General features: G+C 38.7%; 22 protein-coding genes and 5 pseudogenes. 11 read left to right on the forward strand and 16 right to left on the reverse strand.

Annotation, left to right across the window (positions count from 1 at the left end):
• Positions 1–60: 60 nt before the first annotated feature.
• Together V8V91_RS27620 and V8V91_RS27625 are read left to right on the forward strand one after the other, a co-directional pair.
• Positions 61–1,145, forward strand: a pseudogene (locus V8V91_RS27620) (DPP IV N-terminal domain-containing protein); the annotation flags it as partial.
• Positions 1,146–1,352: 207 nt separating this feature from the next.
• Positions 1,353–2,054: an alpha/beta hydrolase family protein gene (locus V8V91_RS27625; protein ID WP_373400828.1), complete on the forward strand. Its 702-nt coding sequence runs from the start codon at positions 1,353–1,355 to the stop codon at positions 2,052–2,054.
• 314 nt (positions 2,055–2,368) lie between these two features.
• Here the strand turns inward: V8V91_RS27625 and V8V91_RS27630 are convergent, their stop codons facing one another.
• The 7 genes from V8V91_RS27630 to V8V91_RS27660 form a co-directional block, all read right to left on the reverse strand.
• The gene (locus tag V8V91_RS27630; RefSeq protein WP_373398181.1) at positions 2,369–2,785 is read right to left on the reverse strand and encodes a DinB family protein; all 417 of its coding nucleotides are present in this window, start codon (positions 2,783–2,785) and stop codon (positions 2,369–2,371) included.
• A 235-nt stretch (positions 2,786–3,020) separates the two neighbouring features.
• Positions 3,021–3,362 (reverse strand): hypothetical protein, encoded by a 342-nt coding sequence (locus tag V8V91_RS27635; RefSeq protein ID WP_373398182.1) that lies wholly within the window; start codon positions 3,360–3,362, stop codon positions 3,021–3,023.
• A gap of 148 nt (positions 3,363–3,510) precedes the next feature.
• A complete protein-coding gene (locus V8V91_RS27640) occupies positions 3,511–4,392 on the reverse strand; it encodes an MBL fold metallo-hydrolase (RefSeq protein WP_373398183.1) in 882 nt (293 codons plus the stop codon).
• A 238-nt stretch (positions 4,393–4,630) separates the two neighbouring features.
• Positions 4,631–5,788 carry an esterase gene (locus tag V8V91_RS27645; protein WP_373398184.1) on the reverse strand — a complete coding sequence of 386 codons (1,158 nt, stop codon included), beginning with the start codon at positions 5,786–5,788 and terminating at the stop codon, positions 4,631–4,633.
• Between the two features lie 45 nt (positions 5,789–5,833).
• Positions 5,834–6,706 (reverse strand): alpha/beta hydrolase, encoded by an 873-nt coding sequence (locus tag V8V91_RS27650; RefSeq protein WP_373398185.1) that lies wholly within the window; start codon positions 6,704–6,706, stop codon positions 5,834–5,836.
• A 159-nt stretch (positions 6,707–6,865) separates the two neighbouring features.
• Entirely contained in the window at positions 6,866–7,939 is a 1,074-nt protein-coding gene (locus V8V91_RS27655; protein ID WP_373398186.1) for an esterase, read from the reverse strand.
• 249 nt (positions 7,940–8,188) lie between these two features.
• Positions 8,189–8,617, reverse strand: coding sequence for a hypothetical protein (locus V8V91_RS27660; RefSeq protein WP_373398187.1), 429 nt, complete (start codon positions 8,615–8,617; stop codon positions 8,189–8,191).
• 11 nt (positions 8,618–8,628) lie between these two features.
• Between V8V91_RS27660 and V8V91_RS27665 the strand changes: the two genes are divergently transcribed.
• The gene (locus V8V91_RS27665) at positions 8,629–8,760 is read left to right on the forward strand and encodes a hypothetical protein (protein ID WP_373398188.1); all 132 of its coding nucleotides are present in this window, start codon (positions 8,629–8,631) and stop codon (positions 8,758–8,760) included.
• Between the two features lie 65 nt (positions 8,761–8,825).
• On the opposite strand, the gene V8V91_RS27670 is transcribed toward V8V91_RS27665, so the two are convergent.
• From V8V91_RS27670 to V8V91_RS27695, 6 genes are all read right to left on the reverse strand, one after another.
• Positions 8,826–9,455: a DUF2306 domain-containing protein gene (locus V8V91_RS27670; RefSeq protein WP_373398189.1), complete on the reverse strand. Its 630-nt coding sequence runs from the start codon at positions 9,453–9,455 to the stop codon at positions 8,826–8,828.
• Between the two features lie 74 nt (positions 9,456–9,529).
• A complete protein-coding gene (locus V8V91_RS27675) occupies positions 9,530–9,778 on the reverse strand; it encodes an alpha-ketoglutarate-dependent dioxygenase AlkB (RefSeq protein WP_373398190.1) in 249 nt (82 codons plus the stop codon).
• 64 nt (positions 9,779–9,842) lie between these two features.
• Positions 9,843–10,109, reverse strand: a complete 267-nt coding sequence (locus V8V91_RS27680; protein WP_373398191.1) for a hypothetical protein — start codon at positions 10,107–10,109, stop codon at positions 9,843–9,845.
• Positions 10,110–10,141: 32 nt separating this feature from the next.
• Positions 10,142–10,624, reverse strand: a complete 483-nt coding sequence (locus V8V91_RS27685; RefSeq protein ID WP_373398192.1) for an SRPBCC domain-containing protein — start codon at positions 10,622–10,624, stop codon at positions 10,142–10,144.
• Between the two features lie 72 nt (positions 10,625–10,696).
• The gene (gene nudK / locus V8V91_RS27690; RefSeq protein WP_373398193.1) at positions 10,697–11,275 is read right to left on the reverse strand and encodes a GDP-mannose pyrophosphatase NudK; all 579 of its coding nucleotides are present in this window, start codon (positions 11,273–11,275) and stop codon (positions 10,697–10,699) included.
• A 79-nt stretch (positions 11,276–11,354) separates the two neighbouring features.
• Positions 11,355–12,386 carry an alanine racemase gene (locus V8V91_RS27695; protein WP_373398194.1) on the reverse strand — a complete coding sequence of 344 codons (1,032 nt, stop codon included), beginning with the start codon at positions 12,384–12,386 and terminating at the stop codon, positions 11,355–11,357.
• A 400-nt stretch (positions 12,387–12,786) separates the two neighbouring features.
• Between V8V91_RS27695 and alaS the strand changes: the two are divergent.
• From alaS to V8V91_RS27710, 3 genes and pseudogenes are all read left to right on the forward strand, one after another.
• Positions 12,787–15,410: pseudogene (gene alaS, locus V8V91_RS27700) on the forward strand (alanine--tRNA ligase).
• Positions 15,411–15,431: 21 nt separating this feature from the next.
• The gene (gatB, locus tag V8V91_RS27705; protein ID WP_373398195.1) at positions 15,432–16,892 is read left to right on the forward strand and encodes an Asp-tRNA(Asn)/Glu-tRNA(Gln) amidotransferase subunit GatB; all 1,461 of its coding nucleotides are present in this window, start codon (positions 15,432–15,434) and stop codon (positions 16,890–16,892) included.
• 3 nt (positions 16,893–16,895) lie between these two features.
• Positions 16,896–18,008 carry a redoxin domain-containing protein gene (locus V8V91_RS27710; RefSeq protein ID WP_373398196.1) on the forward strand — a complete coding sequence of 371 codons (1,113 nt, stop codon included), beginning with the start codon at positions 16,896–16,898 and terminating at the stop codon, positions 18,006–18,008.
• Positions 18,009–18,254: 246 nt separating this feature from the next.
• Here the strand turns inward: V8V91_RS27710 and proC are convergent.
• Positions 18,255–19,096: pseudogene (gene proC / locus V8V91_RS27715) on the reverse strand (pyrroline-5-carboxylate reductase).
• A 181-nt stretch (positions 19,097–19,277) separates the two neighbouring features.
• On the opposite strand from proC, the gene V8V91_RS27720 reads away from it, so the two are divergent.
• The 5 genes and pseudogenes from V8V91_RS27720 to rfbB all read left to right on the forward strand — a co-directional run bounded on the left by V8V91_RS27720 (position 19,278) and on the right by rfbB (position 23,391).
• Positions 19,278–19,694, forward strand: a complete 417-nt coding sequence (locus tag V8V91_RS27720; protein WP_373398197.1) for a hypothetical protein — start codon at positions 19,278–19,280, stop codon at positions 19,692–19,694.
• A gap of 83 nt (positions 19,695–19,777) precedes the next feature.
• A complete protein-coding gene (locus V8V91_RS27725) occupies positions 19,778–19,978 on the forward strand; it encodes a helix-turn-helix transcriptional regulator (RefSeq protein ID WP_074223845.1) in 201 nt (66 codons plus the stop codon).
• 90 nt (positions 19,979–20,068) lie between these two features.
• Entirely contained in the window at positions 20,069–21,235 is a 1,167-nt protein-coding gene (locus tag V8V91_RS27730; RefSeq protein WP_373398198.1) for a glycosyltransferase family 4 protein, read from the forward strand.
• A 37-nt stretch (positions 21,236–21,272) separates the two neighbouring features.
• A complete protein-coding gene (locus V8V91_RS27735; RefSeq protein WP_373398199.1) occupies positions 21,273–22,325 on the forward strand; it encodes an NAD-dependent epimerase in 1,053 nt (350 codons plus the stop codon).
• 11 nt (positions 22,326–22,336) lie between these two features.
• Positions 22,337–23,391, forward strand: a pseudogene (rfbB, locus tag V8V91_RS27740) (dTDP-glucose 4,6-dehydratase).
• 108 nt (positions 23,392–23,499) lie between these two features.
• On the opposite strand, the gene V8V91_RS27745 reads toward rfbB, so the two are convergent.
• A complete protein-coding gene (locus tag V8V91_RS27745) occupies positions 23,500–24,567 on the reverse strand; it encodes a DUF4249 family protein (protein ID WP_373398200.1) in 1,068 nt (355 codons plus the stop codon).
• Between the two features lie 36 nt (positions 24,568–24,603).
• Positions 24,604–25,572: pseudogene (locus V8V91_RS27750) on the reverse strand (DUF4249 domain-containing protein); the annotation flags it as partial.
• Positions 25,573–25,672: the final 100 nt, after the last annotated feature.

The following is a 25,672-nucleotide window of genomic DNA, read 5'->3' on the forward strand; positions in this document are numbered from 1 at the left end:
ATGGCAGTAGCAATTGCTACTACTATTTCGATGACACAGGCGCAGGATAAATTGAAAAGCATGCCTGGCTATGAGCAATACCAAAAAGTTGCTCCCCAAATTTATAGCTCCGTAAAATCTGGTGCCTTTAATGCAGATTGGAACGAGGAAGGAAATGCATTTGAATATACCTTAGAGGGCAAACGCTTCTCGTACTCCATCAAATCTAAAACTTCCACTGAACTAGGGGAAGCCACACCTACCCCAAGAAGACGATATAATGGTCCAGCTAGAGGGAGACAATATGATTCGGCCGAATCACCAGATGGTCAATTGAAAGCCTTTACCAAGGACAGAAACATGTACATCAGCAATCCTGATGGTAGCAATGTAATGGCTATTACGACTGATGGCAATGAAGAAAATCAGGTAAAATATGGAATTGCTACCTGGGTTTATGGAGAAGAGTTGGGACAGAACACGGCTATGTGGTGGTCTCCAGATAGCAAAAAATCGCTTTCTACAGATTTGTAGAAAAAGATGTGAAAAAATATTATGTGCTCTTGGATCAATTGAGCCTATATGATTCTTTGGAAATAGAAGCTTATCCTAAAGTAGGCGAACCAAATCTTCCAGTTGATTTGATGGTTTATGATTTGGAGACAAAAGAAATCACAGAATTGGATATTAGAGATGGAAAGCCTTTCAATGATGGTGATTTAGGAACATACATCTATGGAATGTCCTGGACTCCAGATGGGAAAGAGTTGCTTTTCCATTCTACCAACAGGCTTCAAAATATCATGGAGCTTCGGGCTGCAGATCCTGAGACGGGAAAAAGCAGAACTGTGATTCGTGAAGAGTGGTTGCCAAGTTTTGTGGTCAATACCCCTGAAATGGTAGTGTTGGAAGATGGGGAACATTTTATTTGGGCTTCCGAAAGATCAGGTTTTAAAAACTACTACCTGTATAATTTTGACGGAACTTTGGTAAATGAGATCACTTCCCATCCATTTGAGGTCGCAACTATCGTTCAGGTAGATGAGGAGAAAGGGCTTCTATATTATATGGCCCGTTCCGGTGAAAACCATATGTTGATGCAATTGCATCGAGTAAAGCTCGATGGAACCAAAGATATCCGCTTGACAGATCCAACTCTTAACCACACTGTATCGATTGCTCCAGGAGGAAAGTACTTTGTGGATGTCGCCCAAGCGCATGATGTAGCACCTTTTACCAATTTAGTAGATGCCAAAGGAAAAGTAGTGGCAGAATTGGCAAAGAGTGACATGAGTAGGTTTGAAGAATTGGGGTTGAAAAAAGTAGAAGTGTATACTTTTACCTCCGCAGACGGTGTGACTGAACTCCACGGAATGATTCATTTCCCTTCTGACTTTGATCCTTCCAAAAAATATCCGGTCATCTTAAGTAATTATGGAGGTCCTGCGACTAACGCATTTAGAGAGACTTTTGTATACCCTGATCCATTGACTGAATATGGTTTCTTGGTATTGAATATCGATGGAAGAAACGTTAGAGGTAGAGGAAAGAAATTGTTAGACCAATTATATGGCAACTTGGGCCTGGTAGAAATGGATGATTTTGCGGAGGGTATCAAAGCACTTCATGACAGACCTTACTTTGATAAAGATAGAGTAGGGGTTTATGGAACTTCCTACGGAGGGACTACCTCTGCTACCATGCTACTCAGATTCCCTGAACTGATTCATGCTGCAGTTGCAAACTCTTCTGTAACGGATTGGAGAAATTATGACAACATCTACACCGAACGTTTTATGGGTACATTAGAGACGAACTTGGAAGGTTACAATAGATTTAGTCTGATGGATATGGCAGATCAGCTACAAGGTGAGTTGCTATTGTTCTATGGAACAGCAGACAACAATGTACATCCATCCAACACACTCCAACTGATTAAAGCATTCCAAAATGCCGGAAAAAGTATTGAAGTTCAAATTGCCCCTGACGGAGGCCATACTGCCCTCAACCGGGATAGAATGATGGAGTTTTTCATTGAACACCTTGTGACGGATTATCAAAAAGTAGTGAGATAATCTTTGTTTCTCAGGTAATTGAGCCCTAATCAGAATTCTGGTTAGGGTTTTTTTTGATCTATAAATTACAATGATTGAGGTGGTTAAAAAGCTGAACATATTGGGAATGACCAAAAAAAGCACTTCAATCAAAGATCATGCTTTTTCATGAAACTGATAGGTAGGGCATTACGGGAATAATTCCGAGGAACTAATTGCTTTGGGATGGTGTAGGTAGTAGTTTTTTTAATTATAAAAGACTACTAATCAATTGATTAAATCAGTTATGTTAAACTGATTTTTAAATTTGGTGTGTTCAAAAATTGAGAAAGGAATTAGTTATTGGTCTCATTAAACAACCGGATCAATAATGAAATTTGACCTAAGTGGTAGATGTCATGGTGAAGGATTCCCATAATGAGTTCATAATGGTTGAATTGTTTGTCACCAAATGGCCGTTCAAAAATTGATTTTTCAAGATTTTTTAAGAATTCCAACCAATCTTCCTGCGAATCTTTCAAACGTACCAAAGTATGTTCCCATTCCAAGGCTGTGGGATTTTCCACCGGGTAAAGGTAATTATGATCTGGACTTATATATCCATTTTGAGGAATCCCTTGAAGGATTACTTCTCTCCAACCTATGATATGATTCAAAATTTCCCAGATGGAATTGGACCTAGGAGAAAATTTATAAGCAGCCATTTCAGGAGTTAGTTGCTGTAGCTTTTTGTAAAATTTACTCCCAACCAAGGGTTTCCATCGTACTGTTTTTCAAAAAGACTCCTGATTCTCAAAGTTTCTTTCATAGGTCACGATGGGTTTGACTTTAAAATACAAAATGAACATGAAATAGCCATGTTCTAGGTATGGAATTAACCCAGAATTTAAAAAATGGTTTACCGCAAAGTAGAAAGGGGGATAGAATCAAACTAGAGGTCGAGATGGAAGAAAATTCAAATTTTAACAACAGATTTGTTTCAAGCTTTTATTTCAATGGTTTAATCAATAGGGTATAGTTAATATCTGACTCTACATACTTCATTGGCATGGGGTCATTGGACTCCATCTCTGCCATTGGCATCCTTCTTTCAGGAAATGGGGATCCTTGAATCAGATTCAATTCACGGTTTAAAGGAATAACTCTTCCATTTTTTTCTTCAAGAGATTTTAATTGGGAATAGGGAGTTTGGTTTTCAAAAGGGTTGATAGATTTTCCTTTAAAATCATACAAAGGAGTTCCAATTTTGAACTCTTTGCCTATTTCTTGAGCTTTGGCTTGAAAAATTGCAATAGCAAGAAAAAATCCAGTTAAGTAGAACAGTTTCATTTGTTTATAATTTTAGACAAATATAAAATACGATAAAAGGTAAAATTAGTTATTGGTAATTCAAGGTTAAAAAAATTTAAAACCTCTTTTAACAAAAAAGCATCGCCATCCGACAATGCTTTATAACTATCTACCCTTTTAAATTTTTTTAATCCACCGTTTTAAATACGGATTCAATAAATCGCTCAGAATTAATAAAACCCTTTCCAAACGCTTCATCCCATTCCTTTGAAAGTCCCATTTTCTGAATTTCATCAAGATCTTTACCAGCGTCTTTTTGAGCTTTTACTCGTTCTCTTACGGTATCAATCATATCTCTATATGCTTTTAAGGTAGCTCGATCTGAGACTTTTCCATGACCAGGAATGATTTTGGTACGATCATTTACTATAAAAAGAGCCCTGTTTAAATTGGTGATCAAACCTTCAATATCACCATTTGAATTGATGTCAATAAAAGGATACCCACCGTTTGGAAAATTGTCTCCTAAATGAATGACATTGCTTTCAGGAAAGTAGATGAAAGAATCTCCATCCGTGTGCGCATTTTCCATGTGGAAGATCATCATGGTATTATTTGGATCAAGATGGATGGTCATTTCATCAGTAAAGGTAATTTCAGGAAGTGCTTGGTAAGGAGTGGTTGAAACCGTCTCTCCTGCTCTAGGTTGACTCATTCTTCTTCTTACAGCCTCATTTGCGATCACAATCGCTCCTTGTTTGGCCATATTTTCATTCCCTCCGGTATGATCTCCATGCCAATGTGTATTGACCACATACTTGAGCGGTTTATCTGTGATGCCTCTAACCGCAGTCAGAATTTTTTCTGAAAGTTGTCCAAATTGATCATCGATCATATAGGCATAATCTTCACCGACTGCTAGTCCTATATTTCCTCCAGACCCAAATAACACATAAATATTTGGAGCTAATTGTTCTGAGGTGATGGTGACATTCTCCATTCCAGATTGTGCTTTTAATAAACCCGAGAAGGAGAGGCATACGAGCATAATGAAGGTAAATTTTTTCATAGGATAGTTTTTTATTTAAGGCTAAAAAGGTGAGTGAATTTTATTTCAATCCTGAAGCGAAATGATTCAAATCCATTACTAAATATAGCAAATAAGGGGCTTGATAGTTAGAATAATACAACACCAATAGTTGGAAAGTGTTAAGGCCTGGATATTTAATTTTTTGGAAAAGACTAACTCTTAACTAATCATTATTTCAAAAAAGCGAAGCCGAAGCTTCGCTTTTTCAATGAATTATTTAAAATAACATGGGAGCAAACATACTTAAGTAATCTCTCCAGTTTGCCCAGGTGTGACCACCCTCGCTTTCATGATATTCATGTTCGAAGCCAGTTTTATCCAAGATGGACAGCAACCTCTTGTTTGAATCCATTACAAAATCTGTTTTTCCACATCCAACCCAATATTTCGATACTCCGCTTTCCTTTAGGGCTAAGAATTTCTTCTCTAACGCCTCCATATCGGCATTTGCATCAAAGATTCCACTGCTAAATACCCCAATGTATCCAAAGGTTCCTGAGTACTCAATAGAAGCGGTAATGGTGTGACCACCACCCATAGATAACCCTGCTAAAGCTCTACCTTCCTTACTTTTGATTACTCTGTAGTGCTTTTCAATGTAAGGGACAACATCTTCCACTAAGCTTTTTTCAAATTTCCCTTGAAACTGCATGTAGTTTTCTCTAGTTACAGATTCAATTCCTGGCCTGTTCCTTAAGGTACTTGTTTGCCAAGCATTGCCATTTGTCATGACAATTAACATGGGTTTGGCTTTACCCTCCGCAATTAAATTGTCTAAAATTTCGTTTGCCCTTCCCAGTGCTGACCATGCATCTTCATCACCTCCAGCGCCATGAAGTAAATATAGAACCGGATAGTTTTCGTTGCTAGATTCGTACCCGGGAGGAGTATAAACATACATTCTTCTATTGCTTTCCAAGGTAGGAGAAGAGTACCAAACCTTTGATAAAGATCCATGAGGAACATCATTTAATTCAAAAACTTCTGCCCCTGAACCTGGCACCATTAACAGACTTGCATATCGGGTTCCATCTCTTAAGGCATGGGGATTGGTCGGGTCTATGGCAGAAACTCCGTCAATGAAGAAATTATAGTGATACATGGTGGACTCAAGGGGATCAATTGTGACTGACCACACGCCATTTTCTCCTTTAGTCAGGGCTAACCTTTCTCCAAATCCCATCCAACTTCCATAGACAGTTACAGCATTGGCTTCTGGAGAAAATACACGAAAACTAACCGAATTATCCCTTGCCACTTCAGGAGAAACGACTTTTGGGGCTTGCATGGCACTGATTTCTTGAGCTCTTGTGGAGTATAGACTACCCAGGAACAGGAGGGCAGCTAAGACCGGTTTAAAATAGCGATGTTTCATTGTTTGAGTTTTTATGGTTGTAATGAGTTGTTTATCAATGTTAGGTTAATAGGAAGCCATACTACTGGCTTCTCTGAAAATGTTGGTCACGAAAGGTAAAGCCAGGTACAGAGCAGAATGCCAGTATTCCCAGGTATGCCCTCCATCTCGCACCCGGAGCTGATAGGGGATTCCTTTCGCATTTAAGGCAGCTACAAATTCCATGTTTGGAGTAAATGTGAAATCATCATCTCCACAATCAATAAACCAAGCCACTGTTTTCAATTTGTGTACTTGCTCCTCGGAGGATCCCAAAAGCAATTTGACTGTATTGTTTTCCTCTACCAGGGATTGTAGCCTTTCTACCGCTGGGTCATTTGGATCGACAAAGGATAAATCCATTCTATACAAGTAGCCGCCCATGGCATAGGCTGCAGCGAACATTTCCGGGTGGTGTTGGGCATAAACCAAAGTGCCTCCACCTCCCATGGATAAACCTGCGATGGCTCTATGATTCTTATCTCCAATCACCCGATAGGTACTTTCTATATAGGGGATTAATTCTTGAAAGAAATAATCCTCGTATTTCCACTCCGGATGGTTAAAATAATTCATGTGGTCTTTACCTGCTTCCGGGCAGACTATAATCATTTCAGCGGCATCTTTGAAATCAATGATTTGATTGGCCACCTCAGCTAAATTTGCCTTTTCTGGCCAATCGATATGTGCACCACCCCCACCATGCAATAGGTAGAGTACCGGATAAGCCTTATCTGGATCAGTGGAATAGCTTTTAGGAAGATAGATGGCAAATTCCCGATCCTTTCCCAGAATTTCACTTGGCATACTTGCATATTCAACCTTGCCCATTGCAGGCATTTGCGCAAAGGATTGAACCGTATAAAGGCCAACTAAGAAAATGAAAGAAATGATTTTCATGGGTCCATTCATGATTAAATAGAAAAAAACAGCCTAGCGAAATTTAATTCCACTAGGCTATTGATTATTTAAATAATTGAGGGGCAAACTGCGTTAAATACACTCTCCAGTTTCTCCAAATATGACCACCTTCGGACTCTACATATTCATAAGGCATATTCATGGAATCAAGTTTTGCTCTAAATTCTTTATTGGCATCATACAGGAAATCAGTTTTACCAATGGCAATCCAATATAATTCGTATCCATTATCCATTTGGTTTTTAGAGTTTCATCGAAATTTGAATAAACTCTTCCTGTAGCATCTTCCCGGGGCATGATGGCCGCAGAGAATAACCCTATGTAATCAAACATATTTGGGTAATGTCTTGAAATATGCAAAGTATGGAACCCACCCATTGAAAGGCCAGCAATTGCTCTATTGGCTTTATTTGCTTTTACCTGGTAATTGGCTTCCACAAACTTGATGATGTCCATAAAGTTGTCTTCATAAGTTCCATCCATAGTTTTTGGAACCATAAACTGCGGTTTGTAGAAACCGTCACTTCCTTCCCCTGAAGCTCCGTCTTGAATGACATTTCCATTAGGCATCACCACGATCATGGGTTTAGCTTTTCCTTGTGCAATCAAATTATCCATGATTTGGGCGGTTCTTCCCAATGAGACCCAAGCTTCTTCATCTCCTCCAGCACCATGTAGTAAATAAAGTACTGGGAATTGCTCGTTTGACTGTTCATATCCTGGAGGGGTATAAATCGTGATTCTTCTATCCATTCCCAATCCAGGTGAGTCGTACCACCTTTTTGCAACCGTACCATGAGGAATGTCATTAACTCTATAGAAGGAAGCTTGTCCTTCACCCACGATAAAAATATTGGTGATGGAAGCAACGTCTCGAATTAAAAATGGATTATTAGGGTCTGTCGATCTTAAACCATCGATGATGAATGAGTAATTGTAAAGCTCCGGTGATAGGGGTTGGGAGGTAAAAGACCAAACACCTTTATCATCTTTTAGCAATTCCGCTTTACCGGGTGCATCCATCATGCCTCTCGGCGTTTCGACTTTGACTGTAGGAAGAAAGTCCCCCGTTACTTCTATTTTCTCTGCTTCTGGGGCAAAGAATCTAAATGTGACGGATCCATCTTCGTGGATTTCTGGAGAAGTAATCTGCTGAGTTCCAAATAAGGCTTCTTGTGCATAGGACTGCGTTCCTAATAAAAGGGTAAACAAAATCGCAATCCAAAGATTTTTTTCATTGGAATAAATGGTTTCAGGTTATAAAAAGGGTTTGAATCAAAATGATTTTCAGGTTTAAATCTATTGTTTCAAAATGAAAAATACTAAAAAAGAGACATAAATTTCTCTCAAACAGCTTATTAAAACTATTTCTATGGGTTTGCCCCATGTTTTCAATAGGAGGTAAAGGAGTAGATTGAATCAGTTGAAAAAAATGAGCAATGATTATTACAGGATACTCAGTTAATTGCCTTGTTTCAGTTGGGTCTGGACTACTTCCAATGCTTCCTCCAACACCATCTTAACTTCTTCAAAAGTGGTGTTGGGGTGATTGTTCCAGTCCATTAAACGATGGGAAGTTACTCTGCCATCCTCGTACTTTTCCAAGGTAAACCGAACCTGTTGCATCCCCGCTCTACGGTGCACATATTCACCAGTAACGTCCATAGAGGCTTTAAAAAGGGCACAAAATAGACTGTAGCTTTTGTTTTCAATATCATCCTCACATTCCCGGTCATCATTTTTATTCCAGACAGAAGAATCCTGAAGGATCAAGCTCGCGTGTTGGATGATTTTAAAATCTAAGGAGTCAAATGTTAGGTTTCTTTCTTCTGATTGCGAAAAAGAAATGTAGGGGAGCAGGAGAAAGAAAATGAGCAGGGCATTTTTCATATTGAATCAATTTGGTAGGTACTCGCTTCGAGGAATTACCAGTGGCAACCATCGAGACTTCCTGCACCTTAGGAGAAATTCAAAACTCTTTCCGCACCTCAAAGGAAGTTGGGGCATTCCCTGTTGGGGTTCCAGCAGCTTGAGATTTTCAATTAATATAAGAATAAATAAAATATTGAACTGCAATGATTTGCATATAGAAAATCCATTATGCTATACCCGGCTTTTTATTTCTGCTACGAACGATCCAATAGGCAACCAGCATATTTGGAACCCAGCAAAGCCATGCGACAATTCTATAGGCTGGGATAAATTCTCCAAAGATGCTTTCTAAAATAGGTAAATAAATACGCAATGTCACAGCGGCGAAACATGCCGCATAGCTAAAAATCATCCAGTCTTCATGTGCATCAAAATTTTTGGTTTTGGCAGTTTTCCAACCCATTAGACTGGTTGTTAACCAAGTGAATCCTAAAGCCAAAAATCCCCCACTTGCTACCATTCCCCCAGCAGTATATATGGCTACATAAATCCCGCTAAGACTTGATATAAAAGCTGCAGTAACATAAGCCATCCCGATCCTTTTATGGAGTTTTCGGTTTTTATCCCGCAATTTTTGATTGAATTGAATCCATCCGATGGCAAGGGCTATCCCTCCAAAAACGATATGGGAATAGAAATTTCCATTCCAGAAAAGGCTGTGTAATTGTTCCGGGGCTTTGGTGTTTAATATTCCAAATTGACGCCCGAAAACGAAATAAAGGATAGGGTAGATGCCAATTACCAAACAGAGAATGGCAAATAGCCACCAAGTAAATTTATATTGGAATAATTTCATCCTTTATTCAGGAATAAGGTCAGCGATGTAAATTACTAAATTGTAGTCATTAAAAATGGACAAAAGCGGACTCTTTAAGCGCCAAATTTTCTGAACGTCAAATTGATCCGGGCGTTTGTATACTTAGGGTTCTCCGGAAGGGCATGTTCATATAATTCCTGGCAGTTATTACCCATAATAACCAAACTTCCATCTTCTAATTCTATGCTTTTCTTCTGACCATCCATTTTATTTCGAAGAACAAATTCACGCGCTTCTCCCAGACTAAGGGAAGGGATATAATTCGTGTTCCCAAAGGCCACAAAATCAGAATGGAAACCCACACCAGAGTTTCCATCTGGGTAATAGATGCAAACACATACCTGAAATTGATGGCCTGTAAATAATTCAATTTTTCTTTAAGGCATGCATTTCTTTTGACCAGACTGCTATGTTGCCCCAAATGTGGGAGGGAAGTTTGTTTTCGTTAAAAAGGTTCTGATCCATGAACATGACTTTCCCGAAATTCACTGGGAGGGACACTCCACTTGCCAGTTTTACAATTCTATTGGTTAGGTCAAAGTTTTGGATAAGGTGCTTAAAAATTGCAGTTGATTCTTCTTTACTGATAAAGTCCGGGTAATATGCTGCCTCACAGGATAAGCCTAAATCCATTTTTCGGTTAATTTCTAAAGCTTAAGTGGTTTTTAAATGATTTTCCAGCTGGTCAAAAGTACCATTGAATCCCTCTTGCATCTGGGAGATACTCTCAGAAAAATTTTATTTCCTGCATCAGTTGCATTGTGTGGAAAGGAAACCAAATCAATTCGGGTTTTCCCTTCTTGTTCATAGAATTCTAAATCCATGATCATTTCCAAAGGCCAATCAGGTCCAAAAGGTATTTCGGGAGCCTTTACAGTTTCACCTGCTTCATTTGAAAAACAATTAATAACCTGAAGTTTAAATGGTTCTTTAATGTTTAAAAAGGTCCATTTTGCCCAAATGTCAAAGGCATCACTTTTCAATACGAAATGAAAAACTCCTTCCGGATGAAATTCGAATTTTTTTACTTCCATTTCAAATCCGGATGGACCCCACCATTTCATTAAATTGTCGGAAGAAGTAAAGGTTTCGTATACTTTTTTGATAGAATGAGGAAATGTTCTTGATAGGGTTAGTTGCTTGTACATAGTTAATTGGTCAAGGTTTTCTTGTAATAGAAAGGAGAGGATATCCACTACGAGTTGTTGGATTAATTCTGCTTAGAGGATCTGTTGTAGTTTCAGGTATTGAAGGAGCATGATGGTTTTGGCATCTTTTATTTCTCCTAAATTAACCATATTCATGGCTTGATCGAAAGGAATTTCAAGGACTTCAATGTTTTCTTCCTCATGATCTACTCCTCCACCTTCACTCACCTTCATGTCCTTGGTATAGGCTGCAATAAAAAAGTATAAAATTTCAGTGACGGATCCTGGGGACATGTAGGCCTCAAAGACCTTTTGAACATCTTGGATTAGGTATCCAGTTTCTTCCTCCGTTTCTCTTTTAATACAATCCTCTGGATTTTCCTGATCCAATAATCCCGCGCAAGCTTCTATCATCATTCCTGTTGCATTGCCATTGATGTAGGTAGGAAGTCTAAATTGCCTGGTCAAAATCACCGTTTTTTGCGCTTGATTATATAATAAAATAGTGGCTCCATTGCCTCGGTCATAGGCTTCACGGTTTTGGGTGATGACCGTACCATCTTTCTTGGTGAATTGGAAGGTTATTTTTTGAAGTTTGTACCAATTATCAGAGAGGATTTCTGTTTTTAATAATTTGATATGGTGGATCATGGATAGGGAATATTTGCTAAAAATGAAGCCCGAGAAATTCCCGGGCTCTAATTACTCGAAGTTCTTAAATTTAAGATTTTTATTCATGAACTCCTTCAGCATGGTCTACGGTTTTTCCCTCCAGACTCAAATATTCACCCATGGCATCAGCAGTCATACAGGAATGGACAGGAAGAATACCAAGGAGATCTCCAACCTTGACCTTGCTCAATAATTCGTCAGAGGCCTTGATGATGCCATGTTCCTGGGAGATACTTTTTAAGTAAGACCTGTCTTCAGGAATCGTCCATCCATCTTCGTTTAAGTAAACTACCTCACCAAAGTTTTTATTTCCGTCCTGATCGATCAAAACATCTTTTGCCAAATGAACTCCTCCTCCGTGTACCAAAATCTCCTTCCTGTCCTTTTTGATATCCACTACAGGGACGGCCAGACAAACAGCAATATCTTCCTTGTCACAACCTCCAAGATTAGCCTGCATTAAATCGTAAAACACAAAATTCCCCGGTCCCATTTCATCAATATCACCAAAGTCTTCCATCACGGCACAGCCAGGTGTATCTCCTATGCGTGTAACCAAGTCAGGGTACTCTGTGCTGTATTTGGTTTTTAGCATGGAAAGGGCATTCCTTGATTCCTCATAAATAGCTGAAATGTCTGGCATGTAGTAACTATGGCCAGGGTGAAGGTAAAATCCTTTAAAATTCAGTTGATCCGATTTTTTGGCAATCAACAAAATTTCTTCGATCAGACCGAAATCAGTCACTTCTACACCTGTTCTACCATAACCAGCATCAATTTCAATGAAAAAACCAACAGGATGATGGAGTTGCTCAGAAAGAATCTGAGCCGTTTTTGCGTTGATGATTTGTACTGAAATGGATTGATTTTCGGCGATTTCATCAAGCTTAGGGGTTTCCAGTGGATTAAATGGGAAGGCAATATGTATGTTTTCCCAGCCTTCTCCACTCAGATATTCAGCCATTTTTATGGAAGAAACCGTCACTTCAGTGATTCCATAATCCTTGGCCCATTTTCCGATTTCTTTGGATTGTGCAGTTTTAAAATGCGGCACTAGTTTCATGTGATGACGGGCTGCCTTATCTGCCATTTTTTAATATTGGCACGGCAAATTTTTTCATCCAATAAAAGAGTTGGGGAGGTGATTAATTGGAGGTAGCTCATAATTAAAATAAAAGTGGTCCCAGAATTTTGTCTGAGATGGATTTGGAATTGAGTTTATTGATTTTTTTATGAAAGTAACTTCGGAAATGGAGAATTGAAAATTAAATCAAATGTTTCCATTGAAATCAAATCCTCGGTTTCTATTCCTAAAAATGGGAAAAAGTTGGTTTAAACACCTAATTTTTGAACTCTACCAAAGATGCATAGTGAATTCATAAGATTTTGAGGCCAGATGCAGGTAACACCACCAATTCTATTAATTTTGTCACCCGATAAAATGGTTATTATTTAGCCAGATAGAGTTATAAATTGCCTCAAAATCTTTCATGGAAGCAAAGAAAATACGGAGTACCTTTATTGAGTTTTTCCAATCCAAGCAACATCATTACGTTCCTTCATCCCCGATTGTAGTTAAAAACGATCCTACGTTGATGTTTACCAATGCCGGGATGAACCAGTTTAAAGATGCTTTTTTAGGCAATGAAGTTGCCAACTATTCCCGTGTGGCCAATTCTCAGAAATGTCTTCGCGTCAGCGGAAAACATAATGATTTGGAAGAAGTGGGGGTGGACACCTACCATCATACCATGTTTGAGATGTTGGGAAACTGGTCTTTTGGAGATTATTTCAAAAAAGAAGCAATTGCTTGGGCATGGGAACTGTTGACAGAGGTGTACCAACTTCCCAAAGACCGCTTATATGTTTCCGTTTTTGAGGGAGATCAAGGAGATAACTTGGGCTTGGACCAAGAGGCTTTTGATTTTTGGAAAGAAATTGTACCTGAAGATCGAATCATCATGGGCTCCAAAAAGATAATTTTTGGGAAATGGGAGATACAGGTCCATGTGGTCCTTGCTCCGAAATCCATATTGATTTAAGACCTGATGCGGAACGTGCCGCCATTGCAGGTAAGGATTTGGTCAACAATGATCATGAACAAGTCATTGAAATCTGGAATTTGGTTTTCATGCAATTCAATAGATTGGCTGATGGTAGTTTAAAAGAACTTCCTGCCAAGCATGTAGATACAGGAATGGGTTTTGAACGATTAGTGAGAGCCATTCAACAAAAATCTTCCAATTATGACACCGATTTGTTTGCACCATTTTTGGCTGCATTGGAAAAGAAATCGGGAAAAGTGTATGGTAAAGATGAACAAACTGACATTGCATTTCGGGTAATTGTCGATCATATCCGGGCAATCGCCTTTACGATTGCAGATGGTCAATTACCATCCAATAATAAGGCAGGTTATGTGATTCGTAGAATTTTAAGGAGAGCGGTCCGCTATGGATATACCTTTTTGGGATTCCATGAACCTTTCTTATACGAGTTAACCACCCTAATTTCTGAAAACTTTGGAGAGATTTTCCCTGAAGTAAAACAGCAACAAGAATTCATTTCTAAAGTGATCTACGAAGAAGAAGCTTCTTTCCTTCGCACTTTGGATAATGGCCTGAAGATCCTAGACCAAATTAAAGCGGAGTTAAAGGAGAAGAATGAGCATGTGATCCCTGGAAAAACGGCATTCGAACTATATGATACCTTTGGATTTCCTTTGGATTTAACCTCGTTGATTGCTCGGGAAAATGGGTTGTCTTTGGATGAAAAGGGATTCAATGAGGAAATGGAAAAGCAAAAGTCCAGATCCCGTGCAGCTTCAGAATCTGAAACAGGAGATTGGGTGCTAGTTCATGAGGATTCCGGTGTTGAGTTTGTAGGATATGATTTTCTGGAAACCTATTCACATATTATTAAATACAGAGTCGTTTCGGATAAGAAGGGAGATAAGTACCAAATCGTATTAGACAAAACGCCATTTTACGCCGAAAGTGGAGGGCAGGTAGGTGATACAGGTTGGTTGGTTTCTGAAGAAGAGAAGATCAGAGTGATTGATACGAAGAAAGAGAATGACTTGATTGTTCATTTCGTTGAAAAATTACCTACTAATCCAAGCATTAAATTTTCAGCTGAAGTAAATCGTGAAAAGCGAACACTCAGCATGAATAACCATACCGCAACCCACTTACTTCAATCTGCATTAAAGCAAGTTCTTGGGGATCATATTCAACAAAGGGGATCTTTGGTAAATGACCAATTACTGAGATTTGACTTTTCCCATTTCGGTAAAGTAACCGAAGAGGAGCTAGCTCAAGTGGAGGAAATCGTAAACGCCAAGATTCGGGAGAATATTCCCTTGGTAGAGCAGCGAAATGTACCGATTGAGGAAGCCAAGAAAATGGGAGCTACGGCACTATTTGGTGAAAAATATGGAGACTTTGTAAGAGTAATCACATTTGATCCAAGCTATTCTGTGGAACTTTGTGGTGGAACACATGTTCCATATACAAGTCAAATCGGCTTGTTTAAGATTGTTTCTGAAGGCTCTAGTGCTTCTGGTGTCCGTAGGATAGAAGCAATAACCGCAAAGGCTGCAGAAGCAAATTTGAGACAGCAGGATCATCTGATGAAGGAACTTCAGGAGCTTTTGAAAAACCCAAAAGATTTGAAGAAAGCATTGGAATCCTTGATCCAAGAGAGACATGAATTGAAGAAAGAGGTAGAAAGTTTGCAGCAAGAAAAAGCTGGTGCGGTAAAAGGTGAACTATTGAAGCAATTTACAGAAGTGGATGGAGTTAATACCCTGATCGCTAAAGTTACTTTACCGAATGCTGACTCCTTGAAAAAGCTGGTGTACGAACTGAAAAATGAAGTAGAAAATGCATTCGTTATTCTGGCAGCTGACATCGATGGAAAACCACAGATAGCGGTAATGATAGAAGATTCTTTGGTGAAAGAAAAAGATCTGAATGCAGGTCAAATTGTAAGAGAACTTGCAAAAGAGATCAAAGGAGGAGGCGGTGGCCAGCCGTTTTTTGCCACTGCAGGAGGAAAAGATCTCACTGGTCTAGAAAACGTAGTGAGCAAGGCCAAAGAATTGTACCTTTAAAAGACAGTAAAAAACGCTCGAATGGTTAGCGAAGAAATAAAGAATAAATATCAATTAGTCATCGGTCTGGAGGTACATTCCCAGCTTCTTACGAATAGCAAAATGTTTGCTTCTGATGCCTCTGAATATGGGAAAGCTCCAAATACACAGGTATCCGTGATTACCTTAGGCCATCCTGGTACTTTGCCGAAAGTAAATAAGAAGGCCATTGAATTTGCCATCAAAATGGGATTGGCCTGTAATTGTGAAATTACCAGACATAATGTTTTTGCCAGAAAAAATTATTTCTATCCAGATCTTCCAAAAGGTTTCCAGATCACCCAGGACAAAGGCCCTATTTGTGTAGGAGGGACTGTTCCGATCAAATTGGAGGATGGAAGAACCAAAGAGGTTTTATTGAACCGAATCCATTTGGAGGAAGATGCTGGTAAGTCTATCCACTTGGCAGGTGAACCTGATACATTGGTGGATTTTAACCGAGCAGGTACTCCGCTGATTGAGATCGTTTCAGAACCCGATTTAAGAAGCCCGGAAGAAGCTTATGCTTTTTTGTCAGAGATCAAGAAGTTGGTAAAATATCTTGAAATCTGTGATGGGAATATGGAAGAGGGATCACTTCGCTGTGATGCCAATGTTTCCGTGATGCTAAAAGGGGCCAAAGAATATGGAAAGAAAGTTGAAGTGAAAAACATGAACTCTTTCAGAAATGTGGTCCGGGCCATAGAACATGAGCATAATCGTATCATTGAGTTACTGGAAGCAGGGGAGGAGGTTATTTCTGAGACCAGAACATTTGATGCCGCTACCGGTACAACGGCGAGTATGCGGACCAAAGAGGACTTGAATGATTATCGATATTTTCCTGAACCGGATTTAAGCCCAGTGGTAGTTTCTGAAGAATGGTTGAGTTCCATCAAAGAAAGTATGCCTGACCTTCCTAGGGAATTACACCAGCGATTTGTAGAGCAATTTGGTTTGCCTGAATACGATGCGAGTTTCTTGACAGAGTCGAAAGAAATGGCACTATGGTTTAATGAACTGTGTAGTAAAACAAAAAATTATAAATCTGCGTCTAACTGGATGATGGGACCGATAAAGTCCTATTTGAATGAAGGGTCAGTACAGATAAAAGACTTTCCAATTAGTACTGATTCACTTGCTGAACTCATTGCATTGATCGATGCAGGCAAGGTGAGTTTCACAGTAGCTTCTCAAAAGATATACCCTGAGATGCTTAAATCCTCAGAGGAAAATCCGATCGAGATTGCTCAAAAGTTAAACTTAATTCAGGAAAGTGATGAATCCTCCTTATTGCCAATAGTAGAGGCTGTATTAGCAGAAAATTCGGGTAAAGTAGCAGAATTTAGGTCCGGTAAAAAAGGGCTGATGGGCATGTTTATGGGACAAGTAATGAAAAAGTCCCAAGGCAAGGCCGATCCAAAAGTTGCTACCAAGCTATTGACTAAATTATTACAAAAATAAAACATGAAATATACCTCAATCTTAGTTGCCTTTGTTCTAGGTGTCACCATGCTTTCTTGCGGAAGTGCTGAAGAAGAAAATGACGGCAAAGTAGCACTTGAAGGAAAAGTGGAAAATGCTCCGGAGGGTTTGATTATTCTTTCCCGCTTTACCGAAAGTCGACCTGTGGTGGTAGATACCTTAACGCTCCAATCAGATGGATCTTTCGAATACACAGTGGACGTGGAAGTTCCCACCTTTTTCGCATTGAATTTATTTGACCAGAGAACGGTAAGACTGGCGTTGTACAAGGAGGATGTACAAGTAAATTATGACTTTTCAGATGCTGAAAGTTTGCAAATTTCAGGTTCAAAGGACAGTCAGGAAATGCAGAAAATTGATGGATTGATCGCTGATTATCAGAATAAAGTAAATGAGCTGAATGAGGCTTATTATGAAGCCATGAGTAATAATGATACGGAAACAATCAAAAGAATCCAGTCAGATGCATTGCTGTTGGAAGATAACCAAGCCAAACAGGTGAAAGATGTGATCAATAGCATGGGGGATAGTTTTGCTTCATTAGCTGCTATTGGTCTTTTGAATTCCAAAAATGAGTTTCAGTTTTTGGATAGTCTGGTAGCTGAATTGGATAAAAAGTATCCAGAGACCAAAATGATCATTCAATTAAAACAGCAATTGGATGAGATGAGGGCGCTTTCTATGGGCCAAATTGCTCCAGAAATAGAATTGCCTAACCCAGAAGGTCAGATAGTCAAATTATCTGATTTTAGAGGGAAATATGTGATGATTGATTTTTGGGCTGGATGGTGTAAACCATGTCGTGAAGAAAACCCAAATGTGGTCAGACTATATAATGAATACAAGGATCAAGGATTTGAGGTTTTTGGAGTTTCTCTTGATAGAACCCGTGAAGCTTGGGTAGATGCTATTTTTGAAGATGGATTAACTTGGACACAAGTTTCCGATTTAAAATACTTCAACTCTGTAGCTGCAGAATTGTATCAGATCAACGCTATTCCAGCGACGTATTTAATTGACCCAGATGGTAAAATTATTGGGAAGGATTTAAGAGGTCCAAGTCTTGAAAGCAAGCTGAAAGAGATTTTCGAATAATAAAATCAAGTTTAAAAACTAAAATGCCTTCTGATTAAAAATCAGAAGGCATTTTTTTAAATTTTAACTAAAACAAAAGGAAGGAGGAAAAAATTACCAAACAGTCCTTCCTTGAAAAATCGTGTCACTTAAAAAGGAATAGCAAAAGTTGTTTATCACCCGAGACAAAACTAGTAAAAAGATTTAAAAGAAAAACAAAAATTAAATTATTCTTTTTGAAGTAATTGGGTTTTTGAGTGATTTAACTTAACTATTCCGTGAATTTTTCTTAATATGAAAAAAGAAGCTATTTTTTTCGATTTTTTCAAAACTAGCAATGACCCCTCTTACCATTGCTGAACTAAAACCTTGATGTTCCATTTCATTTAGTCCTACGATGGTACAGCCTTTTGGAGTAGTGACTTTATCAATGGCTTCCTCCGGATGAATATTTTGTTGAATCATCAATTCAGCTGCTCCTTTTACTGTTTGATTAACGATCCTGCTGGCAGTTTTGGAATCAAATCCAATCTGAATTCCACCCTGAATCATAGCGCGCATGAACCGTAAAACATAAGCAATACCACAGGCTCCTAATACAGTGGAAGCTTCCATCAGTGATTCATCGATATCGATGGTAATACCAATGGAGTTAAATAATTCTTTTACCAATGCTATTTGATCAGAACTGGCACCTTTTTGACAAACGCAGGTAATGGATTCCTGAATGTCTGCAGCAATATTTGGCATGGCTCTAAATGCCACCATCTTTGGATCAAGCTCCTGATACATTTCGTCCAAACTAATTCCGGTGGCCAAAGAGATAATTATTTGCTTCTTTGGATTTAAAACTTCTTTGATCTCACGTAGAATAGGGCGGACATTATAAGGCTTCACGCCTAATAAAATGATGTCCGCATATTTAGCTGCGGTAAAATTGTCTGAATGAACATGAGATCCTCTTGCCTCAAAGTCAGATAAACTGATGGTATTTCGTTTGGTAAGAGTTAGGTTTTTGCATCAAAGCTATCTTTTTCAAGCAGTCCATTGGCAATGGATGAACCAAGATTACCACAGCCTATGATGGCAATTTTTTGAGTAGAAATCATAAGAATTCAAATAAGTAAGAAGTAATGAGGATTAAAGTTAATTAAAAGGCATGTTTTATCCCCAGCGATAAAATTTTATTGGGAAGAATATTTATCTCTTAAACTTTACCCAAATGAAAAAGTTAATTTTATTTGACATAATGTAAAGTTTATTTTACATTTGGTAAAAAATAGTTGACTTATGAAAGAGAAATCCATCTTACATGTTCCATTACTTTCTCCAGCATGGAAGAAAGTGGCATTTATATTTTTCCCATTACCAGTCATTTTAGTAATTGGAATGGCTTTATCACGAATGGACATCAGTCCGGATGATTCGTCACAAATCATCTATGGTTTTTGGGCCATAGGATTTGGATTATTGAACCTATCACGCGAAAAAGAAGAAGATGAAATGATTAAATCTTTTAGGTTGCAAGCATTTCAAACTGGCTTTTACTGGCTGATATGGGGATTAGGGGCATTGATGTTAATCAATTATCTGCGGTATGATAGGATTACCTCCGAAATATTTACGGCTTATTTGGTGCTGTTTCTTTTAAATGCCTATGTATATGCCGCTTTTCAATATCAAAAATACATGGCCTCAAAAGATTGATGCTTTATAGTATAACTCATGAAATGTACAGAGCTCTTAATGCCGCATTATTTTGAAAACAACAGATTTGTAGGGTTCGCAAGATGAAAAACACAATCAAAGTAGAGCGGGCAAGAAATAATATGACCCAACAGGATTTGGCAGACCGGGTTAATGTATCAAGGCAAACCATTAACAGCATCGAGGCTGGTAAATATGTTCCATCTACGGTCCTGTCCCTGAAAATTGCCAAAGTTTTTGTGGTACCAATAGAAGAATTATTTGAACTAGAAGAAGGAGATTAGGAGGATGTGTATTTCTTGGAATACCATTTGCGTTTTTTAAGGCACAAAAGACTAGAATATCTTACCTTTGCGCCTTTACAAATCTTTTTCATGACCAAGCTGATTCGAATCACCACTGTACCAATTTCACTTAAACTATTGCTCTCCGGGCAAATGAAGTTTATGAAGGAGAAGGGCTTAGATGTAGTAATGGTGAGTAGTGATGGGAGGGAAGTTGCACAGGTACTTAAGAATGAAGGAGTCAGGCATGAAGTGATTCCATTTACCAGGAAAATCACCCCCATTCACGATCTCAAATGCTTGTGGCAATTGTATCAGTTGTTTAAGGTTGAAAAACCGGATATCGTTCACACTCATACTCCTAAGGCAGGTATTTTGGGAATGATTGCAGCCAAATTAGCAGGGGTCAAAGTGCGAATCCATACTTTGGCTGGAATTCCATTCATGTCTGCAGAGGGAGGAAAAAAAGGTCTTCTGGAAAAAGTGGAAAAATACACGTACCAATATGCCACCGAAGTTTGGCCCAATTCCAATGGATTAAAGAAATTCATTTTAAAGGAAAACCTATGTGATGAGGATAAAATACACATCATTGGTAAGGGTTCATCAAATGGAGTAGACCTGACTAAATTCAGTCGGAATTCCTTAAAGGAAAACCATTTAGTGGCTGCTACCATGAGAATTCTTCCTGGAGAAAATGAATTTGTGATCTTGTCTGTTGGAAGGTTGGTCAAAGATAAAGGGATCGAAGAATTAGTCGCTGCTTTTACGAATTCAAAAATTGTCAATCAATCAAAATTAGTGCTGCTTGGAAGTTATGAGCAAGAACTGGATCCATTATCACCTGAAACCATTCAGACGATCACGGACCATCCAAGAATAGTGCAGATTGACTGGTCAGATCATGTAGCCCATTATATGGCACTGGCAGATGTTTTAGTACATCCATCTCATAGGGAAGGATTTCCAAATGTGTTATTGGAAGCTGGTGCAATGCAACTACCCGTAATCTGTTCTGGAATAATTGGAAATACTGATTTGATCACGCAGCAAAAGACAGGATTAATTTTTCCTGTAAAAGATGCGGCTGTTTTAAAAGAGGCTTTGGAATTTGCGTTTGTGAAAAGAGAAAAAATGACCCAACTGGGGATCGCTCTTTATGAGGAAGTTAAGGCCAACTATAATAGACCCAATGTTCATCAAGAAATTTTTGATCGATACCAGCAGTTGCTAGGGGCGGTCAGTCCATCAGAATGACGTATATTTAGGCCTTAATCACGTAATACACTCTTTTATGAAGTACCTGGTAACCGGAACTGCAGGATTTATTGGATTTCATGTTGCAAAAAAATTGTTGGAGAGAGGGGATGAAGTTGTGGGGCTTGATGTCATCAATGACTATTATGACATAAATCTGAAGTATGCGCGATTAGCTTCTATGGGGGTTGAAAAAGAAGAAATTTCAAATAATAAATTGGTTCAATCTTCGGATATACCTACCTATAGATTTATCAAATTAGACTTATCTAAAAAAGAAGATCTACTTCAGCTCTTTGCTCAGGAAAAGTTTGATGTGGTGATTCATTTGGCTGCCCAAGCAGGAGTGAGGTATTCCCTGACACATCCTGAGGTATACATAGAGAGTAATATCATTGCTTTCCTTAATATTTTGGAGTCTTGCCGTTTTCATCCTGTCAAGCATTTGGTTTATGCGTCATCAAGTTCGGTATATGGGGCCAATGAAAAACTTCCTTTTTCAACTTCTGATTCTGTTGATCATCCCATCAGTTTATATGCTGCTTCCAAGAAATCCAATGAATTGATGGCTCATACCTACAGTCATTTATTTAATATTCCAACCACAGGTTTGCGATTCTTTACAGTGTATGGACCTTGGGGACGACCTGATATGGCCCTATTTCTATTTACTGAGGCAATTCTAAAAGGAGAGCCTATTAAGGTCTTTAATTTTGGAAAAATGAAGCGGGATTTTACCTATATAGATGATATTGTAGAAGGAGTAATCCGGGTGGCCGATAGACCTGCTTCACCAAATGCGGACTTTGATCCTCAAAATCCCGATCCAGGAAGTGGCAGAGCGCCTTTCAAAGTATATAATATCGGAAATTCCTCTCCTGTGCTCTTGATGGACTATATCCATGCGATTGAAGATGGACTGGGTAAGAAGGCCGAAATGGAATTATTGCCTTTACAACCCGGGGATGTTCCTGCCTCTCATGCAGATGTATCCGATTTAGTGAGAGATACTGGGTACAAGCCAGAAACCTCTATTACGGATGGAGTCAATGCATTTACAAAATGGTATCTAGATTATTATAAGAAATAACATTCTTAATCATGAAAAAATCAATTTTGATCACTGGCGGTGCTGGTTTTATAGGAAGTCATGTGGTTAAACTTTTTGTCTCGAAGTATCCCGAATACACTATTGTAAATTTGGATGCTTTGACCTATGCTGGAAATCTCGAAAACCTGAAAGAAATAGAAGGGGCTTCCAATTACTTTTTGAAAAAGTAAATATCCAAGATGCTGCTACCCTTGACGAAGTTTTTTCAAAACATGGGATTACCGATGTAATTCACTTAGCTGCTGAATCTCATGTAGATCGTTCTATCTCTGATCCTTTGGCCTTTGTGAAAACCAATGTGTTCGGAACAGTGAATTTGCTGAACTCTGCCAAGAAAGCCTGGGCTGGAGAATTAGCAAATCACTTATTTTACCATGTTTCCACTGATGAGGTTTATGGTTCCTTGGAAGACGGTGGGTTCTTTTTGGAATCTACTCCCTACGATCCTCAATCTCCTTATTCTGCGTCAAAAGCTTCTTCAGACCATTTTGTAAGGGCCTACGCCAATACTTATCAAATGAATACGGTAATCTCCAATTGCTCCAATAATTATGGTCCGAATCACTTTCCGGAGAAATTGATCCCATTGGTTATTCATAATATCAAGAACAACAAGCCTCTTCCGGTGTATGGAAAGGGAGAAAATATCAGGGACTGGTTATTTGTAATTGACCATGCAAGAGCAATTGATACCGTTTTTCATCAGGGTAAACCTGGAGAAACCTATAATATCGGTGGTTTCAACGAATGGAAAAATATTGACATTGTCAGATTGCTTTGTCAAAAAATGGATGAAAAATTAGGAAGAGAGAAGGGTACCTCTGAAAAACTAATCACCTTTGTAAAAGATCGGGCGGGCCATGATCATCGTTATGCCATAGATGCCACCAAAATCAAAGAAGAATTAGGATGGGAGCCTAGTTTGCAATTCGAAGAAGGGATAGAGATTACCATTGATTGGTACCTGAATAATCAAGAGTGGTTGGATCATGTCACTTCAGGAGCCTATCAGGATTACTATACAGAATTGTATGAAAATAGATAAGAATCTGTATTCCGTTAAAAAGTACTTGTACTACCTCCAAAATTTCTTCGGATTAAGTAATGGATAAATTGAGTGACCTAGCATAGTATTACGTTTTTCACCCTGGGATCAATCATAAACCCACCAGTCAGGTGTAATACTTGTCCATTCGCGGCCTCCAGCACGCGCTTCACAGGAAAGGCATTCAGACGGATATTGATTGGTGGGTTTTCCGGGGATAAAATTGCAGATAGGCTGCAAGTAAATAGGAGAAATCTCAGAGGTCACGTAGAACCTCGATATGGATGATTTTGCAACTTCAAAAAAGCCAAGAATAAGCTCATTTGGATTTTCAGTATTTACGATGTTTCCCACTACCGGAGCAGGAGGTATATCAAAAAGAGATCCTTGGTTGTTGATGACAATATTTATTTTTTCCCAATACTGAAATGCCTCTCTGTTAATGCTGAGCTGTTTGACAGTCACAAAATATGGGAACAAAAAGGCATTGTCAATTTTCCTGGTAGCCAATAAACGCTCAGTTTGACGATTTGAAGTAACTGTTCCGTCAAATAAATTGACCCGTGAAGGATCCATCACGTCAAAAATAAAGCAAGGTGGAGGAGGAGGGGTAGCAGGAGGAATCCAGAGTAACTGCCAATAGTGTGCTTCCTCTACGACCCACCTAATGAATAGTTGGTCTTTTGTTTCCGGTAACTCTGATTTGGTAAAAACTTTAAAAACATACTCATCCTCTGAAGATCTAAAGGGTTCATATGCAACTTCATAACTGAGATCGTCTTTCCCAACAGCTGAAGGCAATTCTTGAAATGATGACCTGTAAGTCGTTCCATTCAAAATCACTTCAACTGCATAACTTTTTCCTTCTGCTGCATATATGCCTTGCAATTCATAAACACCATTCCCTTTGTTAAGATAGGCTATTTTTTCCTCGTCCTCCGTCAGTAAATAAACGGCTGCATTTGAAACACCTTTCGGACGAAAACTTAATGGTGCCGTGGTACTGATATTGACCAAATGCTTGTCTTCAATATCAGTAAACAATCCATAAATAATTAATTGTCCCTCTTGAGTTTCTTGCCAAAAATCAAGTCTGTCAATGCAAGAAACTGTTACCAAAATCAAAGAAAATAGGCAAGTAAGTCGCTTAAATATTGAATAAAGGTTCTTTTTCATCTTCAGATACGGTGGTACTATGCCAACCCTAAAATTTCAATCAAACTTCCACCAATCAGGAGGAGTGTTTGTCCATCTTCTTCCTTGAGCCCGCGCATCACAGGACTTGCATTCAGAGGGATAAGAATTTTCGGGTATACTTGGGAAATACTGACATGGGTCGACCAGAGAAAAGGGTACATCTGCCCGTGTGGTATAAATCCTAGTCACTTTGGTCTTGGCGACTTCAAAAAATCCTAAGACTATTTCATTCTGATCTTCAACATTGGAAATGTTTCCAATTACTTGAGCAGGGGGGATATCAAATAAGGATCCTTGATTATTAATCACGATTTTTATTTTTTCCCAATATTCATAGGCTTCCCGATTGATGCTAAGTTGCCTAACGGACACAAAGAAAGGGTATAGGAAGGAATTGTCTACCAACCTTTTCCCCAATACAAAATTCCCTTTACGTGAACTTGAACCTGATCCATCAAACAAATTAATTCTATTGGGTTCGATCACATCCGATATAAAACAAGGTGGTGGAGGAGGAGGCGGAAATCCTGTTCCTGGAAAATATAACAAAGGCCAAAAATAAGTTTCTTCAACCGTCCACCTAAGATAGATCGGATCAGAGGAACTAGGCAGCGTCGTTTCTGAAATAACCGTAAAAACAGATTCTGGAGTTTCCGTCCTAAATGGTTCTTTGTTAAATTCAAAACTGATAGTATCATCTGCAAGAAGATCAGGCATCTTCTCATATTTTGAGATATAGACTATATCCTCTAGAATCACCTCAAGGGCATAACTTTCTCCTTCTATTGCAGCAAATCCTTCTAATATATACTCCCCTGATCCGGTAGAATTGTATCTATACCTATCTCCTGATGCTGTTAATAGTGAAACCCTAGCATCCCTAACACCCATTGGTGCAAGTCCTACAGCAGATGTTTTTGATACTGAAACTATTTGTCTTTCATAGTTATCGGTCAAAAGCCCATAAATTACTAATTGCACTTCTTGATTTTCGTCGAAAAAATAAGTTTTTCAATACAGGAAGACAGCAGAAAGAAGATCAGTGAAAACACCACTAGGGGTCGGACGTATTTAGTTGTGCGTG

The sequence above is a fragment of the Algoriphagus halophilus genome, from assembly GCF_041729275.1.
Lineage (GTDB): Bacteria > Bacteroidota > Bacteroidia > Cytophagales > Cyclobacteriaceae > Algoriphagus > Algoriphagus halophilus_A.